Genomic DNA, 16,220 nt, shown 5'->3' with positions numbered 1-16,220 from the left:
TCCAGCCGCTCCAGCTACCTTGTCAAACGACGCTGAGTCCGTTCGGGTCCGGCCTGTCTTTCGACGCGCTCGTCTTCAAGCTTGTGTGTGACAAAGCAACAACCGTGCACAAAATTTCGACGAACATGAAAAAAATGTCGAAAGCGGTGAGGAAACATTCGATGTAGCCCTTAACCCACTGAATTAAAACGATAAAAATATTTTAGATAGCCTGCTTTGTAACATCAGTTGCCTTGAGGATAACGCGGGCAAATGTCACTGGCGTTACCTGTTACCCCTCCGGAGTGGGTAAATCGCGGATAGCTGTCACATATTCGCGCCTCATCTGAGTCTTTTTGGTGCGTCGTCCGGCGAAGTTGCCTGCGTTTGGTTCTCTCGGATCGGAGTCGGCTTGATGCAAAGCGTTATGCCGGTAGGGTCAGTGTCTAAAATTGAGCGTGAGGCCCGAGTTCAAAGGGTTTGTCCGAAATCCGGTGCTTGATTTGCAGCGATCAACGCGGGCCTTGATCTGCTTCATGAGCGTGCGCTGCGGTTTTTTATGCGCGCTTCTGGTGCGACGCGGGCGCGTACTGCTCGCCGATCAACACCAAATCCGCAAAATGCCTTGAACCGCCGTGCCAGATGAATCACGCGGAATTCACGAGTATCCTTCCCTATCCCAAGGCCTCCATCGGGGCCAGTGACTTGGCTCATTAAATCTAATCGGCGATCAGGAGTATCAACGTGTTTGTTCTGGATCCGCGCTTGCTGCAAGACACACTGCCGATTGGCGATTTCCCGCTGTGCACGCTGCTGCTGTCGAATGATTCCAATTACCCATGGTTCATCCTGGTGCCAAAGCGTCCGGACATCAGTGAAGTGTTTCAGCTTTCAGAGACGGAGCAGGCCCAGTTGTGGAGGGAAACCACCTACCTCTCGGCCGTACTTGATCGTACTTTCAAGGCCGACAAAATGAACGTTGCAGCCTTGGGAAATGTGGTCAATCAGCTGCATATGCACGTCATCGTTCGCCGGGTCGGCGACGCGGCCTGGCCTGCGCCGGTGTGGGGCAAGCACCCCGCCAAGCCTTACTCGGCGGAGGAGGTGGCCCGGATTACCACGCTACTGAAGTCGGAATTGACCGAAGCATTCACCTTTAAGGAGGACTGACCATGGAGCTCGAATCTCGGGTCATGGAGCTGGAAAGTCGACTGGCTTTTCAGGACGATACGATTCAGGCCCTCAACGACGTATTGGTTGCCCAGCAGCGCAGCCTTGATCGTCTGGAATTACAGATCGCCGCCCTGATCAAGCGTCAGGAGGAAATGGGCGGGCAGGGCGACGGCTTTGCTGAAGACTCGCGTCCCCCTCACTATTAAGGGAAAGGGCGCTAAGGGCAGGAATTTCAGCCAAAAAAAACCGCGCCTGTGAGCGCGGTTTTTTTATGCGGCGACGTTAACGGCGCGGGAGCGCAGCGATGACGTCTTCCGCTTGCAGGCCTTTGTCGCGGTTCATCACCGAAAACTCGACACGCTGGCCTTCGACCAGAACGCGGTGACCTTCACCGCGGATAGCGCGAAAGTGCACGAAGATATCATCGCCCGAATCACGGGAAATGAATCCGAAGCCTTTGGAGGTGTTGAACCACTTTACCGTGCCGGTATCGCGGTTGCCCAAGTCCTGGGACTGCGCGGCGGGCGCGGGAGAGGAGCGATAAAAGCTGACAGCCAGGTGCAATGCCACGGCAACCACGACAGCGAGCAGACTGACCAGAACGGCCGGTTGGCCGGCGATGGTTTCAAGTGGAACGACCAGCGTGAGGATTTGAAGCACGACGGCCAGGACGAGCAAGCCGCTGACCAGGTTTTGCAATTGATGACGTGGACCTTTATTCCAGTAGGGAATCACTGGCGCGAGCACCAGGTTGATGAGGCCGAAGAGCGCCAGGTACAGCGCATCCGGTTGGGACAGGTAAGAAGACAGCGCTTCACTACGCAGGCTGGGGATGAAAGACAGCAGCAGGGCAGCTGCGCCCGTTAGCAGGTGGACTATTTTCAACATTTCGATGACTCACATTAAGATGGATCACAAGGAAATAGCGGGTGACCTTCGGTACGCTTCGGGAAAAAAGGGAGGCGTGATGCACGAGTGTCGGTCCTGCCTATGCACTGCCGCCGGACGGCACTTTGGTGGCAGCGCGTCTGTATTTAACAGCAAAGCCGAGAGCTACTCAAATCAAGCGCTTAGCGCCCGTGCAGGCGGATGATTGCCGCCGTATGCCGGTTTTTTTTGATTGCGATCAAAAGCTCGTTCCAGAGCGGCCGCCATAAACAAACCGTCACGCCGATCGTTGCTATTAAATGAAGCGGGTCTGACCGCGGCCGTCGTGGCCGAACTAATCCCGACAGATGGCTGCGCAGGGTCAATGGTCTTGATAGAGTGGTCGGCAGTCGTTTAAAAAAACCATCATAGAAGAGGGCTGAACATGGCAATCGATATCGGCATCAGCGAAGAAGACCGCAAGTCCATCGTGGACGGTCTTTCCCGCCTGCTGGCAGACACCTACGTGTTGTATCTGAAAACCCATAACTTTCACTGGAACGTGACTGGCCCGGCTTTCCGTACGCTGCACCTGATGTTTGAAGAGCAATACAACGAACTGGCGCTGGCGGTGGATCAGATCGCTGAACGTATCCGCGCACTGGGATTCCCGGCCCCGGGTACCTATTCGACCTATGCACGTTTGTCGTCGATCAAGGAAGAAGAGGGCGTACCTGCGGCCGAGGACATGATTCGTTCGCTGGTTCAGGGGCAGGAAGCGGTCACCCGTACGGCACGGGGCATCTTCCCGTTGCTGGACAAAGTGAGCGACGAGCCAACGGCGGACTTGCTGACCCAGCGCATGCAAGTGCATGAGAAAACGGCCTGGATGCTGCGCTCGATGCTGGAAACCCAGTAATCAGACACGCAGTAAGCGACAACTGATCAACGAAACACAGGCGCGGGCAACGTAACGAGTGCCCGCTCCGCACTGCCGCTACCCGCCTCGCACCGCTGTCCCCTCCTGATTCATCCTCTGTGTCAAATCCCTCCGCTCATCGCGCTCATCTGTAAAACGCGTTCGCCGAGTTTGTCGAGTCGGGCTGACTGCAGTCGTCGGCTGAACGGGACGAAATAAATCGGCAAAAAATACATATCTAACACCCCGAGGGAGATAGGGTCTGGGCCGTTTGCCGCCTCTCGAAAATCACCCCTGCAGCGTGGCGATCTCCTACAGGTTCAGAGTGCTCCTTCTGCTGGTTGCGCCTTTTGGAATACGGCTTGATAGACACCTCTTTTCAACTGATTGCGAAGGTGCCGATGCCAAATCCGTAATCGCAACAAGGGGGACCTGCATGAACCTGAATACTGCCCGAGAGGGATGGGAGCCGACCCAGTGTCTGAACGCCCGGGGCGACCCTTTTATCGAAAATTTCAACATGAGCCTCGCCCAGCCGCACGCTAGATCGGTGAGGCTCAATGGGCTGGCCACGTGCCTGCGACTTGAGGAGGTGTACTGGAATATTCTGTCCGAAATGGCCCGATTCAACGATTGCTCCATCAATGCCGTGCTGTCCTACGTCGATCGCGAGGTTCATCTGCGTTACGGCGGCGTCAAGAACTTCAGCGGTCTGATCCGCGTCGTGTGCGTAGCGCACGTATTGAGTGCCGAGGGCCTGCGGTTGACGCCGTCCCCGACATGACCTGATTTCAGCGGGCCCGTTGCGGCGGGCCTGCATTCGCTGGCGGCACCGCGCCATCCACGCGCCGCGCCGACATCTTCTTGCCCGGTATCGGGCTGCGCGGCTGCACAGCGATGATTATCCCTATATAATCCCCCGCCTTACTGTGGAAGGCAGGAACTGACCGTCAGGTCGGACTGCATGCCAAAGCTTGCGCACCCTTGCACCGGCGACGGGCGAAAGCTCCATCGAATTCCGAATTACGAGAAGTGAACACACGATCATGATGCGCAGCCATTATTGCGGCCAACTGAACGAGAGCCTGGAAGGTCAGGAAATTACCCTTTGCGGATGGGTCCATCGCCGTCGCGACCACGGGGGGGTGATTTTCCTCGACATTCGCGATCGTGAAGGTCTGGCCCAAGTGGTTTTCGATCCGGATCGTGCTGACACCTTCGCCATCGCCGACCGTGTTCGCAGTGAATACGTGGTCAAGCTGACCGGTAAGGTGCGCGCGCGTCCTGCCGGCGCCGTCAACCCGAACATGGCGTCGGGCGCGATCGAAGTGCTGGGCTACGAGCTCGAAGTGCTCAACGAGTCGGAAACCCCGCCGTTCCCGCTCAACGAATACTCCGACGTCGGCGAAGAAACCCGCCTGCGTTATCGCTTCATCGACCTGCGTCGTCCGGAGATGGCTGAAAAGCTGCGTCTTCGCTCGCGTATTACCTCGAGCATCCGTGGCTTCCTGGACGGCAACGGCTTCCTGGATGTCGAGACGCCGATCCTCACCCGCGCCACGCCCGAAGGCGCCCGTGACTATCTGGTTCCAAGCCGCACCCATGCGGGCAGCTTCTTCGCCCTGCCGCAATCGCCTCAGCTGTTCAAACAACTGCTGATGGTTGCCGGTTTCGACCGTTACTACCAGATCGCCAAGTGCTTCCGCGACGAAGACCTGCGTGCCGATCGTCAGCCTGAGTTCACTCAGATCGACATCGAGACCAGCTTCCTCAACGAAGAGGACATCATGGGCATCACCGAGACCATGATCCGCAAGCTCTTCAAGGAAGTGCTGGATGTGGAGTTCGACGACTTCCCGCACATGACCTTCGAAGAAGCCATGCGCCGCTACGGCTCCGACAAGCCGGACCTGCGCAACCCGCTGGAGCTGGTTGACGTTGCCGATCAGCTTCAGGCTGTGGACTTCAAGGTGTTCAGCGGCCCTGCGAACGATCCGAAGTGCCGTGTCACGGCGCTGCGCGTTCCCGGCGGCGCGAGCATGCCGCGCAGCAAGATCGATGAGTACACCAAGTTCGTTGGCATCTATGGCGCCAAAGGTCTGGCCTACATCAAGGTCAACGAGCGCGCCAAGGGCGTCGAAGGCCTGCAGTCCCCGATCGTCAAGAACATCCCGGAAGCCAACCTCAACGTGATCCTTGATCGCGTGGGTGCAGTGGACGGCGACATCGTGTTCTTCGGCGCTGACAAGTTCAAAATCGTCAGCGAAGCACTGGGCGCCCTGCGCATCAAGCTGGGCCACGACCTGAACCTGCTCACCTGTGAGTGGGCACCGATGTGGGTCGTTGACTTCCCGATGTTCGAAGAGAACGACGACGGCAGCTTCTCCGCGCTGCACCACCCTTTCACCGCGCCGAAATGCTCCCCTGAAGAGCTCGAAGCCAACCCTGCGACGGCGCTGTCCCGCGCCTACGACATGGTGTTGAACGGCACTGAGCTGGGCGGCGGTTCGATCCGTATCCACCGCAAGGAAATGCAGCAGGCCGTGTTCCGTCTGTTGGGTATTTCCGAAGACGAACAGCAAGAGAAGTTCGGCTTCCTGCTCGATGCGCTGAAGTACGGCGCGCCGCCCCACGGTGGTCTGGCGTTCGGTCTGGATCGTCTGGTCATGCTGATGACCGGCGCTCAGTCCATTCGTGAAGTCATTGCCTTCCCGAAAACCCAGAGTGCTGCGGACGTAATGACCCAGGCGCCGGGCGTGGTTGATGCCAAGGCACTGCGTGAGCTGCACATCCGCCTGCGCGAGACGCCGAAGGCCGAGTAAGCCGTGTAGACAGGGGCTCGGCGGACCGACCATTCGGTCCGCCCTGATCCCCGCCCATTCCGGGCACAGATTCGAGTGAAGCGTCTGCGTCTGAGCGATCAAGCGCGGGCGTGCGTGTTTCAAGGTTTGGAGCGTGTTATGGCTGGTCATTCCAAGTGGGCGAACATCAAGCACCGCAAAGAGCGTCAGGATGCCAAGAAAGGCAAGATCTTCACCAAGTGGATCCGCGAGCTGACCGTCGCTGCCCGTCAGGGCGGTGGTGATCCGGCGTCGAACCCGCGTCTGCGTCTGGCGCAGGACAAGGCCCTCGGCGCGAACATGAGCCGCGATATCATCGACCGCGCCATCGCTCGTGGCGCCGGTGCGGCCGATGCCGATGACATGGTCGAACTGGGCTACGAAGGTTACGGCCCCGGTGGCGTCGCGGTCATGGTCGAAACCATGACCGATAACCGTAACCGGACTGCGGCTGCCGTACGCCATGCGTTCAGCAAATGCGGTGGCAACCTGGGGACTGACGGTTCAGTGTCCTATCTGTTCGAGCGCAAGGGGCAGATATCCTTTGCACCGGGCGTTGATGAAGACGCGCTGATTGAAGCTGCCATGGAAGCGGACGCTGACGACGTGGTGACCCACGAAGACGGCTCCATTGACGTGTTCACCTCGTTCTCCAGTTTCTACGCTGTGCGCAATGCGCTGGAAGCCGCTGGTTTCACGCCCGCCGATGCGGAAATCGTGATGCAGCCGACCACCAGTGCGGTGCTCGATCTGGACATGGCGGAAAAGGTCCTCAAGCTGATCGATATGCTGGAAGACCTGGACGATGTGCAGAACGTCTATTCCAATGCAGAAATCCCGGACGAGGTGCTGGAGCAGCTTGGCTGATCCTTCGCCCGCTCGGACTTGAGGCCGGAGCGCACGAAGCGTTGATGATCAACGCTATCGGCCTCCGGCTTCTGCCTTTATGCTGCGTCCAATTGTTCGCGTTACCTCTCAAGCTGCAGGCGTTATGACTCTTATTTTAGGTATCGACCCCGGTTCACGAATTACCGGGTTTGGCGTGGTGCGTGATACCGGGCGTGGCTGCGAGTACGTGGCCTCGGGTTGCATTCGTACGGGCACAGGCTTGCTTCATGAACGGCTGCAGATTGTGTACCGCGGCGTGCGCGAGGTCATTCAGACGTACGGCCCGGTGACCATGGGCATCGAAAAGGTGTTTATGGCGCGTAACCCCGACTCGGCCTTGAAGCTGGGTCAGGCCCGCGGTGCCGCTATTGTTGCGGGCGCCGAAGAGGGGCTGGAGATCGCCGAGTACACTGCGACCCAGGTCAAGCAGGCGGTTGCCGGAACAGGCGGCGCCAACAAGGATCAGGTGATGATGATGGTGATGCATCTGCTCAAGCTGACCACCAAGCCTCAGGTGGATGCTTCGGATGCATTGGCAATCGCCATGTGTCACGCGCATACCCGATCCAGCCTCATCCCTCACGGCCTCAATACCGCGCGCAGTCGTGGCGGTCGTCTGCGGCTCTGATGGCATTATTTGCGTTAGCACGGCCCGTCGCAGCGACGGGCATCTGGAAAGGATTTGATTCGTGATTGGACGTCTACGCGGTACGTTGGTCGAGAAGCAGCCGCCGCACCTGGTACTGGATGTCAACGGCGTGGGTTATGAAGTCGAAGTGCCCATGACCACGCTTTATCGCCTGCCTCATCTGGGCGAAACCGTGACGCTGCACATCCATCTGGTGGTCCGCGAGGACGCGCACCTGTTGTTCGGGTTCTACGAGAAGCGTGACCGCGAGATGTTCCGCGAGCTGATTCGTCTGAACGGGGTCGGACCAAAGCTGGCGCTGGCCCTCATGTCGACGCTGGAAGTGGATGAGTTGGTGCGCTGTGTCCAGGCGCAGGACACCTCCGCGCTGACCCGCGTCCCGGGCGTTGGCAAGAAGACCGCCGAGCGTCTGTTGGTTGAACTGAAAGATCGCTTCAAGGCGTGGGATTCGCTGCCGGGCACCTTCGCCCTGGTATCGGACGGACCAGGCGCGCCGATGGCAGTGGCGACGGCGGAGTCAGATGCAGTCAGCGCCTTGATTTCCCTGGGCTACAAACCCCAGGAAGCGAGCAAGGCAGTGACCGCGATCAAGGACAAGAATCTCAGCAGCGAAGACCTCATTCGCCGCGCATTGAAGGGGATGCTGTAAGTGATAGATGCCGACCGTCTGATCGCCGCCACCGGGCGTGACCGTGACGAGCAACTGGACCGTGCCATCCGGCCGCTGAGCCTGGCCGACTACATTGGTCAGCCCACCGTGCGTGAGCAGATGGAGCTGTTCATCCAGGCGGCGCGCGGGCGCAGTGAAGCGTTGGACCACACGCTGATCTTCGGTCCGCCGGGCCTGGGTAAAACCACGCTGGCACACATCATCGCTCAGGAAATGGGCGTTTCTATCAAGAGCACTTCGGGGCCCGTGCTCGAGCGGCCGGGTGATCTTGCGGCGATTCTCACCAATCTTGAGCCGCACGACGTGCTGTTCATCGATGAAATCCACCGTCTGTCTCCCATTGTCGAGGAAGTGCTTTACCCGGCAATGGAAGATTTCCAGCTGGACATTATGATCGGTGAGGGCCCTGCGGCGCGCTCCATCAAGCTCGACCTGCCGCCGTTCACGCTGGTGGGGGCGACCACCCGTGCGGGCATGCTGACCAATCCGCTGCGTGACCGCTTCGGTATCGTGCAGCGTCTTGAGTTCTATAGCACCGCGGATCTGGCCACAATCGTGTCGCGCTCGGCGAAAATTCTCGGGCTGTACATTGAGGACGAAGGCGCATTCGAGATTGCCCGCCGTGCACGGGGCACGCCACGGATCGCCAACCGGCTGCTGCGTCGGGTGCGGGATTTCGCCGAGGTGCGCGCCAAGGGCGAGATCACCAAGGCGATTGCGGACCTCGCGCTGAACCTGCTGGACGTCGACGAACGCGGTTTCGACCATCAGGACCGGCGCTTGCTGCTGACGATGATCGAGAAGTTCGATGGCGGGCCGGTCGGGGTGGACAACCTTGCGGCGGCGATCAGCGAAGAACGACACACAATTGAGGACGTGCTGGAGCCCTATTTGATTCAGCAAGGCTATATGATGCGCACACCTCGCGGCCGCATGGTCACGCGGCATGCGTACCTGCACTTCGGTCTGAACATTCCCTCGCGGATGGGCGACCGGGCAGTGATGGATGAACCCGTCGAAGACCCTGACGAATAAATGCACAATTAACCGATTTATTCGGGTGATTGAGGGTCTGAAGGGCAGTCACCTTTAAGTGATGTGACGCGGGCAGTAAAAACGATGAAAAACAGTTGCCTGGCCGGATTGGCAACCTGAGGAGTAAGCACTAGAGTATGCGCGCGCAAAACGGGGCTCAGTCGTTCGCACATCGTTGTCGCGTTTATTACGAGGACACCGATGCCGGCGGCATCGTTTACTACGTCAATTACCTGAAATTCATGGAGCGGGCTCGAACCGAGCGACTGCGGGAACTGGGCTTTGCCCAATCCGCAATGACGGGTGTCGAGAACCTGTTGTTCGTCGTGCATTCAAGCGAGGCTCGATACCACAAGCCCGCGCGGCTGGACGACGAACTGCTGATCAGCGCCGAAGTAATCGAATTGAACCGCGCCAGCCTGCGCTTTCAGCAACAGGTCAGGCGGGCTGCGGATGATGTACTGCTCTGCGAAGGGCAGTTTTTGGTGGCGTGTGTGCGCGCCGACAGTTTGAAACCCCGGGCCATTCCCGAAGCTCTGCGCACGGCCTTTGCCGGGCAGGGCGGCGCGGGTACACATTCAGAGCAGGAGATACAGCGTGGAAGCTAACGTCGTCGACCATTCCTCCATGTGGAGTTTGGTCAGCAATGCCAGCGTGGTTGTGCAGTTGGTGATGCTGATCCTGGTGGCCGCCTCGGTCACCTCGTGGATCATGATTTTTCAGCGCAGCGCCATGCTGCGCGCCGGTCGTCGCGCATTGGACAGCTTCGAGGAGCGCTTCTGGTCAGGTATCGATCTGTCCAAGCTCTACCGTCAGGCCGGCAGCAATCCGGACCCGGACTCCGGCGTAGAGCAGATCTTCCGCGCGGGCTTCAAGGAATTCTCCCGTCTGCGTCAGCAGGCTGGCGTCGATCCGGATGCCGTCATGGAAGGTGTTGCACGTGCCATGCGCGTCGCGATCTCCCGTGAAGAAGAGAAACTCGAGCAGAGCCTGCCCTTCCTGGCAACCGTGGGTTCCACCAGCCCGTACATCGGTCTGTTCGGTACCGTCTGGGGCATCATGAACTCCTTCCGCGGCCTCGCCACTGCGCAACAAGCCACTCTGGCCACGGTTGCACCGGGTATCGCCGAAGCGCTGATCGCCACTGCCATCGGCCTGTTCGCCGCGATTCCTGCGGTCATCGCTTACAACCGTTTCGCCGCTCGTGGCGAGAACCTGATCGGTCGTTACTACACATTCGCCGACGAGTTCCAGGCGATCCTGCACCGTAAAGTGCACACCAGCGAAGAATAAGCAGGTATTTCCCAATGGCTTTAATCGCTCGCGGCCGACGCAACAAGCGCAAGCCGGTCGCCGAAATGAACGTGGTGCCGTACATCGACGTGATGCTGGTGCTGCTGGTTATCTTCATGGTGACGGCTCCGATGATCAATCAGGGCGTGAAAGTTGATCTGCCCAAGGTCTCCAGCGAGGCTTTGCCGCAGGACAACAACAATCAGGTTCTGACGATCTCGATCAAGGCTGACAAGACCTATTACTGGAACCTTGGCAGCGAAGTCGACACCGACAAGCAAATGGACAAGGCAATGACCTTGCCCCAACTGACCAGCGCCGTGACCAAAATCATTGCAGCCGGTCGTGACGCGGGCAAGCAGACCCAAGTGTTCATCCGTGGCGACAAGACGGTCGACTACGGCGCTGTCATGGGCACGATGGGCGGGTTGCAGAAGGCCGGGGTCGGGAACGTTGGTTTGATTACCGAGGCCCCCTGATGCAGCCGATTCGAGAGCCGTCCGCCTCGGAAAGCTACTTCTGGCCGTCCGTCTGGGCGGTAGGACTGCACGTCCTGATTTTTGGTTTGTTGTTCGTCAGCTTCGCAATGACGCCCGAGCTTCCTGAAGCCAGGCCGATTGTTCAGGCCACGCTCTATCAGTTGAAATCAAAAAGTCAGGCAACCACCCAGACCAACCAGAAGCTTGCCGGTGAGGCGAAGAAGTCCGCTGCGCGACAAACCGAAGTCGAGCAGATGGAGCAGAAAAAAGTTGAGCAGGAGGCGGTGAAGGCGGCGGAACAAAAGAAAGCCGATGCCGCTCAAAAAGCCGAAGAACAAAAGGCCGAAGAAGCGAAAAAAGCTGACGACGCCAAGAAAGCCGATGACGCCAAGAAAGCTGCGGACGACGCCAAGAAGGCCGAAGCCAAAAAAGCGGATGACGCGAAGAAAACCGCTGAAGAGAAGCAATTGGCTGATATAGCCAAGAAGAAAGCCGAAGACGACGCGAAGAAGAAAGCCGAGGAAGACGCCAAGCGCGCGGCCGCCGAGGAAGCCAAGAAACAGGCTGCCGAGGACGCGAAGAAGCAGGCTGCAGACGACGCCAAGAAAAAGGCTGCCGAAGACGCGAAGAAAAAAGCGGCTGAGGACGCCAAGAAGAAGGCTGCGGAAGACGCGAAGAAGAAAGCCCAGGACGCGGCTCGCAAATCAGCGGAAGACAAGAAGGCGCAAGCACTGGCCGACCTGCTTTCCGACAAGCCGGAACGCCAACAGGCGCTGGCCGATGAGCGTGGCGACGAAGTGGCTGGCAGCTTCGATGATTTGATTCGCTCTCGGGCGGCTGAAGGTTGGGCACGGCCCCCTTCCGCGCGCAAGGGCATGACAGTCGTCTTGCAGATCAACATGTTGCCGGACGGCACCGTGACTTCTGTCAACGTGAGCAAGTCCAGCGGCGATGGTCCTTTCGACAGTTCAGCAGTAGCGGCGGTCAAGAACATTGGTCGTTTGACAGAGATGCAGGGAATGAAGCCTTCGGACTTCGCACCTTACCGTTCATTCAAGATGACATTCACACCTGAGGACCTAGCCTTGTGATTAACCTTCTTCGAGGAATGCTTGTCGTTCTGTGTTGCGCAGCGGGTTTCGCCGCTGCCGACGAAAAGAACATTCTGGTAACAAGCGGCAGTGACCGCGCTACGCCAATCGCGGTGGTGCCGTTCGGCTTGCAGGGCGGCAGTGTGCTGCCGGAAGACATGGCCAAGATCATTGGCAACGACCTTCAGAACTCGGGCTATTACTCGCCGATTCCAAAGGAAAACATGATTAGCCAGCCAAGCCAGGCCAGCGAAGTCATCTTCCGTGACTGGAAGGCGCTGGGTGCCCAGTACGTCATGGTCGGCAGCATTGTTCCTTCGGGCGGTCGCTTGCAGGTCCAGTACGCGCTGTTCAATGTGGCCACCGAGCAGCAGGTCCTGACCGGCAACGTTTCGGGCACCACAGACCAATTGCGTGACATGTCGCACTACATTGCCGACCAGTCATTCGAGAAGCTGACCGGCATCAAGGGTGCGTTTTCGACCCGCATGCTGTACGTGACTGCGGAACGTTTTTCGACTGACAACACGCGCTACACCCTGCAGCGTTCGGATTATGATGGCGCCCGTGCTGTCACGCTGTTGCAGTCACGTGAGCCGATCCTGTCGCCTCGCTTTGCGCCCGACGGCAAGCGTATTGCCTATGTGTCGTTCGAACAGAAGCGCCCACGGATCTTCGTTCAGCACATCGACACCGGTCGTCGCGAGCAGATCACCAACTTCGAAGGCCTGAACGGCGCCCCTGCGTGGTCCCCGGATGGCACTAAGCTGGCCATGGTCTTGTCGAAAGATGGCAACCCGGAAATCTATGTGATGAATCTGGCGTCGCGTCAATTGTCGCGAGTGACCAACGATTCTTCCATTGATACAGAACCGTTCTTCGGTAAAGACGGCTCCACGCTTTATTTCACGTCTGACCGCGGCGGCAAGCCACAAATCTATAAAACCAATATTAATGGCGGAGGGGCAGAGCGCGTTACTTTCATCGGTAACTACAATGCCAACCCTAAGTTATCGGCGGATGAAAAGACTCTGGTGATGATCCATCGTCAAGATGGCTTCACTAACTTCAAGGTGGCAGCTCAGGATTTGCAGCGCGGTAGCGTAAAAATCCTCACAGACAGCAACCTTGATGAGTCGCCTACTGTTGCGCCTAACGGCACCATGGTAATCTACGCCACCCGCCAGCAGGGCCGGGGAGTCTTGATGCTCGTGTCCATTAATGGACGCGTAAGGCTCCCGCTTCCTACCGCTCAAGGCGAAGTCAGAGAACCTTCCTGGTCCCCTTACCTGAACTGACGCGGCGCTTTACGTTGTACTTAACACACTTGGGGTTCATTAGGAGTTTTACGATGGAAATGCTGAAGTTTGGTAAATTTGCTGCGCTGGCTCTGGCCATGGCTGTAGCTGTAGGTTGCTCGTCCAAAGGCGGCGACAATGCCGGTGCTGGCGGCGCTGCTGTTGATCCTAACGCTGGTTACGGCGCTAACTCTGGCGCTGTTGATGGCAGCCTGAGCGAAGAAGCTGCTCTGCGCGCTATCACCACTTTCTACTTCGAATACGACAGTTCCGACCTGAAGCCAGAAGCCATGCGCGCTCTGGACGTTCACGCCAAAGACCTGAAAGCCAACGGCGCTCGCGTAGTTCTGGAAGGCAATACCGACGAACGCGGTACTCGCGAATACAACTTGGCACTGGGCGAGCGCCGTGCGAAAGCCGTTCAACGCTACCTGGTTCTGCAAGGCGTTTCGCCAGCTCAGCTGGAACTCGTTTCCTACGGTGAAGAGCGTCCAGTTGCTACCGGTAACGACGAGCAATCGTGGGCTCAAAACCGTCGCGTCGAACTGCGTAAGTAATTTGACATGCGAACGTGCCGACGTGCTTTAACCGTTTTGGCTCTCACCCTTCCTCTTGCAGCGATGGGTGCGGTTCCTGTGGTCGATGACAACTCTGGCTCTGCTGGTAGCAGTTATCCGCCATCGGGTTATGGCACGTCTGGCGCCTACGCCGGGGGTGCGGCTACGGCCGCGCCTTCGGCGCAAGGTCAGCTGTTCATGCAATTGCAGCAAATGCAGGACGAAATTTCGCGCTTGCGCGGAATAGTGGAAGTCCAGCAGAACGATATCCAGCAGATGAAGCAAGAAGCGCTGGATCGTTACAAAGATCTCGATTCCCGTATCGGAGCTGGAGGCGCATCTGCCCCATCAGCTACCAACAATTCCGCATCCGACGGTGGCAGCAATGCCGGCGGAGCACCCGCGTCATCAGCCGCCCAAGCGCCTCAGGCGAGCAGCGAACCCGGTGACCCTGCGAAAGAAAAGCTTTATTACGACGCTGCTTTCGACCTGATCAAGGCGAAAGACTTCGACAAGGCCAGTCAGGCTTTCGCGGCGTTCCTGCGCAAATACCCGAACAGTCAGTACGCGGGCAATGCTCAATACTGGTTGGGCGAAGTGAACCTCGCCAAGGGCGACCTTCAAGGTGCCGGTCAGGCCTTCGCAAAGGTCAGCCAGCTTTACCCAAAGCACGCCAAAGTGCCTGATTCCCTGTACAAGCTGGCGGACGTTGAACGTCGACTGGGTCACACTGACAAAGTGAAGGGTATCCTTCAGCAGGTGGTTGCTCAATATCCGGGCACCTCAGCCGCTCAGCTGGCTCAGCGAGACCTGCAGCGTCTCTGATTGCCAGCCAATCTAACCGCTGATTCAAGAAAGCCGCGCATTGCGCGGCTTTCTTCGTTAGAATTCCGCCCCCGAAATTCCGGTATTGATTACGCTTCTGTGGATTCTGCGTGCGCAGGGTGTACAGAAGTGCCTGACGGAGGCGGATGGCCTGTTTAGCCGTTACGCCCGTGGCCCCTATGCAAGACACATTACGCATCACCGAAGTTTTCTACTCTCTGCAGGGTGAAACGCGCACGGCAGGCTTGCCTACCGTTTTCGTGCGACTCACCGGCTGCCCATTGCGTTGCGGTTATTGCGACAGCGAATACGCCTTCACGGGCGGAACGATCCAGACCCTCGATTCACTGATGGAGCAGGTTGCCAGCTACCGCCCGCGCTACGTCTGCGTCACAGGCGGCGAGCCCCTTGCTCAGCCGAACGCCATTCCTTTGCTTCAGCGGCTGTGTGACGCGGGCTACGAGGTTTCTCTGGAAACCAGTGGCGCGCTGGACATCTCGAAAGTCGATCCCCGCGTGAGCCGCGTCGTCGACTTGAAGACCCCAGGTTCAAAAGAAGTGGCACGCAACCGATACGAAAATATTGACCTGCTCACGCCCAACGACCAGATCAAATTCGTGATTTGTTCGCGGGAAGATTACGACTGGGCCGTCTCGAAGATCATTCAGTACGGTCTGGACCGTCGCGCCGGCGAAGTGCTGTTTTCCCCTGTCCACCGCGATTTGAACGTCAGAGACCTGGCCGACTGGATCGTTGCCGACAACCTCCCGGTGCGTCTGCAATTGCAGTTGCATAAAATCCTCTGGAACGACGAGCCGGGGCGCTGAATGAGTGAGCAATCGATGACTGAGAAAAGAGCGGTAATCCTGCTGTCCGGCGGCCTGGATTCGGCCACCGTGGTGGCAATGGCCAAGGCCGATGGCTTCAGCTGCTACACCATGAGCTTCGACTACGGCCAGCGGCATCGCGCCGAGTTGCAGGCGGCGGAGCGTGTGGCGGCGGATATGGGCGTCGTTGAGCACAAGGTCATCGGCCTTAACCTCAACGGCATCGGCGGGTCTGCGCTCACTGACAGCAGCATCGCGGTGCCGGAGACGCCGGGCGAAGGCATACCGGTGACATACGTGCCGGCGCGCAATACCGTTTTCCTCTCTCTCGCGTTGGGCTGGGCCGAAGTGCTCGGCGCACGGGATATCTTCATCGGGGTCAACGCCGTGGATTACTCCGGCTACCCAGATTGCCGTCCGGAGTTCGTCGAGTCGTTCGAGCGCATGGCCAATCTCGCCACCAAGGCTGGCGTTGAAGGGCAGGGCTTCAGGATACAGGCGCCGCTGCAGATGCTGAGCAAGGCCGATATCGTCAAAACCGGTACGCGTCTGGGTGTGGATTACGGGTTGACGGTTTCCTGCTATCAAGCCGACGAGCAGGGGCGTGCGTGCGGAAAATGCGACAGCTGCCGCTTGCGTGCTGAGGGCTTCGCGGCGGCGGGTGTGACGGACCCGACGCGTTATTTTTAAATTATTTTCGCTTGGGTGTTGAATTACTGTGAAATATCAGTAATATACGCGCCACAACGAAGCGGGTCGTTAGCTCAGTTGGTAGAGCAGTTGGCTTTTAACCAATTGGTCGTAGGTTCGAATCCCACACGACCCACCAT

At 58.3% G+C, this 16,220-nt stretch carries 19 protein-coding genes, 1 tRNA gene and 1 pseudogene; 19 read left to right on the top strand and 2 right to left on the bottom strand.

Translation table 11 applies throughout. The features are described from left to right. Positions 1-723 precede the first annotated feature (723 nt). Together BBI10_RS15320 and BBI10_RS15315 are read left to right on the top strand one after the other, a co-directional pair. A complete protein-coding gene (locus tag BBI10_RS15320; protein WP_065989749.1) occupies positions 724-1,149 on the top strand; it encodes an HIT domain-containing protein in 426 nt (141 codons plus the stop codon). A gap of 2 nt (positions 1,150-1,151) precedes the next feature. Beyond that, positions 1,152-1,358 carry a SlyX family protein gene (locus tag BBI10_RS15315; protein ID WP_065989748.1) on the top strand — a complete coding sequence of 69 codons (207 nt, stop codon included), beginning with the start codon at positions 1,152-1,154 and terminating at the stop codon, positions 1,356-1,358. 76 nt (positions 1,359-1,434) lie between these two features. On the opposite strand, the gene BBI10_RS28635 is transcribed toward BBI10_RS15315, so the two are convergent. Both BBI10_RS28635 and BBI10_RS28630 read right to left on the bottom strand, forming a co-directional pair. Next, positions 1,435-1,656, bottom strand: a complete 222-nt coding sequence (locus tag BBI10_RS28635) for a cold shock domain-containing protein (protein WP_004667445.1) — start codon at positions 1,654-1,656, stop codon at positions 1,435-1,437. 108 nt (positions 1,657-1,764) lie between these two features. Further along, positions 1,765-2,040 (bottom strand): annotated as a pseudogene (locus tag BBI10_RS28630) (cold shock domain-containing protein membrane protein); the annotation flags it as partial. A gap of 424 nt (positions 2,041-2,464) precedes the next feature. On the opposite strand from BBI10_RS28630, the gene BBI10_RS15305 reads away from it, so the two are divergent. The 17 genes from BBI10_RS15305 to BBI10_RS15225 all read left to right on the top strand — a co-directional run bounded on the left by BBI10_RS15305 (position 2,465) and on the right by BBI10_RS15225 (position 16,219). Continuing rightward, positions 2,465-2,938: a Dps family protein gene (locus tag BBI10_RS15305; protein ID WP_037014103.1), complete on the top strand. Its 474-nt coding sequence runs from the start codon at positions 2,465-2,467 to the stop codon at positions 2,936-2,938. Between the two features lie 436 nt (positions 2,939-3,374). Then, complete coding sequence (locus BBI10_RS15300; RefSeq protein WP_065989744.1) at positions 3,375-3,722, top strand: ribbon-helix-helix domain-containing protein; 348 nt, start codon at positions 3,375-3,377, stop codon at positions 3,720-3,722. A 262-nt stretch (positions 3,723-3,984) separates the two neighbouring features. Continuing rightward, entirely contained in the window at positions 3,985-5,760 is a 1,776-nt protein-coding gene (gene aspS, locus BBI10_RS15295) for an aspartate--tRNA ligase (RefSeq protein ID WP_065989742.1), read from the top strand. Between the two features lie 138 nt (positions 5,761-5,898). Further along, entirely contained in the window at positions 5,899-6,645 is a 747-nt protein-coding gene (locus BBI10_RS15290) for a YebC/PmpR family DNA-binding transcriptional regulator (RefSeq protein ID WP_065989740.1), read from the top strand. A gap of 124 nt (positions 6,646-6,769) precedes the next feature. After that, positions 6,770-7,294, top strand: coding sequence for a crossover junction endodeoxyribonuclease RuvC (gene ruvC, locus BBI10_RS15285; protein ID WP_065989739.1), 525 nt, complete (start codon positions 6,770-6,772; stop codon positions 7,292-7,294). A gap of 61 nt (positions 7,295-7,355) precedes the next feature. After that, positions 7,356-7,964, top strand: a complete 609-nt coding sequence (gene ruvA, locus BBI10_RS15280) for a Holliday junction branch migration protein RuvA (protein WP_065989737.1) — start codon at positions 7,356-7,358, stop codon at positions 7,962-7,964. After that, on the top strand, positions 7,965-9,020 hold the full coding sequence (ruvB, locus tag BBI10_RS15275) for a Holliday junction branch migration DNA helicase RuvB (protein WP_065989736.1): 1,056 nt from the start codon (positions 7,965-7,967) through the stop codon (positions 9,018-9,020). Between the two features lie 137 nt (positions 9,021-9,157). Further along, complete coding sequence (ybgC, locus tag BBI10_RS15270) at positions 9,158-9,628, top strand: tol-pal system-associated acyl-CoA thioesterase (protein WP_065989730.1); 471 nt, start codon at positions 9,158-9,160, stop codon at positions 9,626-9,628. Then, a complete protein-coding gene (gene tolQ, locus BBI10_RS15265; RefSeq protein WP_037014076.1) occupies positions 9,618-10,313 on the top strand; it encodes a protein TolQ in 696 nt (231 codons plus the stop codon). Before ybgC ends, tolQ begins: the two co-directional genes overlap by 11 nt. A gap of 14 nt (positions 10,314-10,327) precedes the next feature. Next, positions 10,328-10,792 (top strand): protein TolR, encoded by a 465-nt coding sequence (gene tolR / locus BBI10_RS15260; protein ID WP_037014073.1) that lies wholly within the window; start codon positions 10,328-10,330, stop codon positions 10,790-10,792. Further along, a complete protein-coding gene (gene tolA / locus BBI10_RS15255) occupies positions 10,792-11,883 on the top strand; it encodes a cell envelope integrity protein TolA (protein ID WP_065989723.1) in 1,092 nt (363 codons plus the stop codon). The genes tolR and tolA overlap by 1 nt, the downstream gene beginning before the upstream one ends. 17 nt (positions 11,884-11,900) lie before the next feature. After that, entirely contained in the window at positions 11,901-13,181 is a 1,281-nt protein-coding gene (gene tolB, locus BBI10_RS15250) for a Tol-Pal system beta propeller repeat protein TolB (protein ID WP_175514218.1), read from the top strand. A gap of 53 nt (positions 13,182-13,234) precedes the next feature. Then, on the top strand, positions 13,235-13,738 hold the full coding sequence (pal, locus tag BBI10_RS15245; RefSeq protein WP_065989719.1) for a peptidoglycan-associated lipoprotein Pal: 504 nt from the start codon (positions 13,235-13,237) through the stop codon (positions 13,736-13,738). Between the two features lie 6 nt (positions 13,739-13,744). Continuing rightward, positions 13,745-14,563, top strand: coding sequence for a tol-pal system protein YbgF (gene ybgF / locus BBI10_RS15240; RefSeq protein WP_065989717.1), 819 nt, complete (start codon positions 13,745-13,747; stop codon positions 14,561-14,563). Positions 14,564-14,742: 179 nt separating this feature from the next. Continuing rightward, entirely contained in the window at positions 14,743-15,390 is a 648-nt protein-coding gene (gene queE, locus BBI10_RS15235) for a 7-carboxy-7-deazaguanine synthase QueE (RefSeq protein ID WP_065989715.1), read from the top strand. Positions 15,391-15,405: 15 nt separating this feature from the next. Beyond that, positions 15,406-16,080, top strand: coding sequence for a 7-cyano-7-deazaguanine synthase QueC (queC, locus tag BBI10_RS15230; protein WP_167355802.1), 675 nt, complete (start codon positions 15,406-15,408; stop codon positions 16,078-16,080). Between the two features lie 63 nt (positions 16,081-16,143). Continuing rightward, positions 16,144-16,219 (top strand) — tRNA-Lys (locus BBI10_RS15225). Position 16,220: the final 1 nt, after the last annotated feature.

The organism is Pseudomonas graminis (assembly GCF_001705435.1).
Lineage (GTDB): Bacteria > Pseudomonadota > Gammaproteobacteria > Pseudomonadales > Pseudomonadaceae > Aquipseudomonas > Aquipseudomonas graminis_B.
The sequence above is the reverse complement of the archived record's forward strand: the minus strand, read 5'-3'. Positions and strand labels throughout refer to the sequence as shown.

What these genes read in the sequence shown, in the direction of transcription:
- tolB (WP_175514218.1), top strand. Translation starts at nt 11,901, where the DNA reads ATGCTTGTCGTTCTGTGTTGCGCAGCGGGTTTCGCCGCTGCCGACGAA.
- tolA (WP_065989723.1), top strand. Translation starts at nt 10,792, where the DNA reads ATGCAGCCGATTCGAGAGCCGTCCGCCTCGGAAAGCTACTTCTGGCCG.
- BBI10_RS15305 (WP_037014103.1), top strand. Translation starts at nt 2,465, where the DNA reads ATGGCAATCGATATCGGCATCAGCGAAGAAGACCGCAAGTCCATCGTG.
- aspS (WP_065989742.1), top strand. Translation starts at nt 3,985, where the DNA reads ATGATGCGCAGCCATTATTGCGGCCAACTGAACGAGAGCCTGGAAGGT.
- ybgF (WP_065989717.1), top strand. Translation starts at nt 13,745, where the DNA reads ATGCGAACGTGCCGACGTGCTTTAACCGTTTTGGCTCTCACCCTTCCT.
- BBI10_RS15315 (WP_065989748.1), top strand. Translation starts at nt 1,152, where the DNA reads ATGGAGCTCGAATCTCGGGTCATGGAGCTGGAAAGTCGACTGGCTTTT.
- BBI10_RS15290 (WP_065989740.1), top strand. Translation starts at nt 5,899, where the DNA reads ATGGCTGGTCATTCCAAGTGGGCGAACATCAAGCACCGCAAAGAGCGT.
- queC (WP_167355802.1), top strand. Translation starts at nt 15,406, where the DNA reads ATGACTGAGAAAAGAGCGGTAATCCTGCTGTCCGGCGGCCTGGATTCG.
- ruvC (WP_065989739.1), top strand. Translation starts at nt 6,770, where the DNA reads ATGACTCTTATTTTAGGTATCGACCCCGGTTCACGAATTACCGGGTTT.
- pal (WP_065989719.1), top strand. Translation starts at nt 13,235, where the DNA reads ATGGAAATGCTGAAGTTTGGTAAATTTGCTGCGCTGGCTCTGGCCATG.
- BBI10_RS15300 (WP_065989744.1), top strand. Translation starts at nt 3,375, where the DNA reads ATGAACCTGAATACTGCCCGAGAGGGATGGGAGCCGACCCAGTGTCTG.
- queE (WP_065989715.1), top strand. Translation starts at nt 14,743, where the DNA reads ATGCAAGACACATTACGCATCACCGAAGTTTTCTACTCTCTGCAGGGT.
- tolR (WP_037014073.1), top strand. Translation starts at nt 10,328, where the DNA reads ATGGCTTTAATCGCTCGCGGCCGACGCAACAAGCGCAAGCCGGTCGCC.
- ybgC (WP_065989730.1), top strand. Translation starts at nt 9,158, where the DNA reads ATGCGCGCGCAAAACGGGGCTCAGTCGTTCGCACATCGTTGTCGCGTT.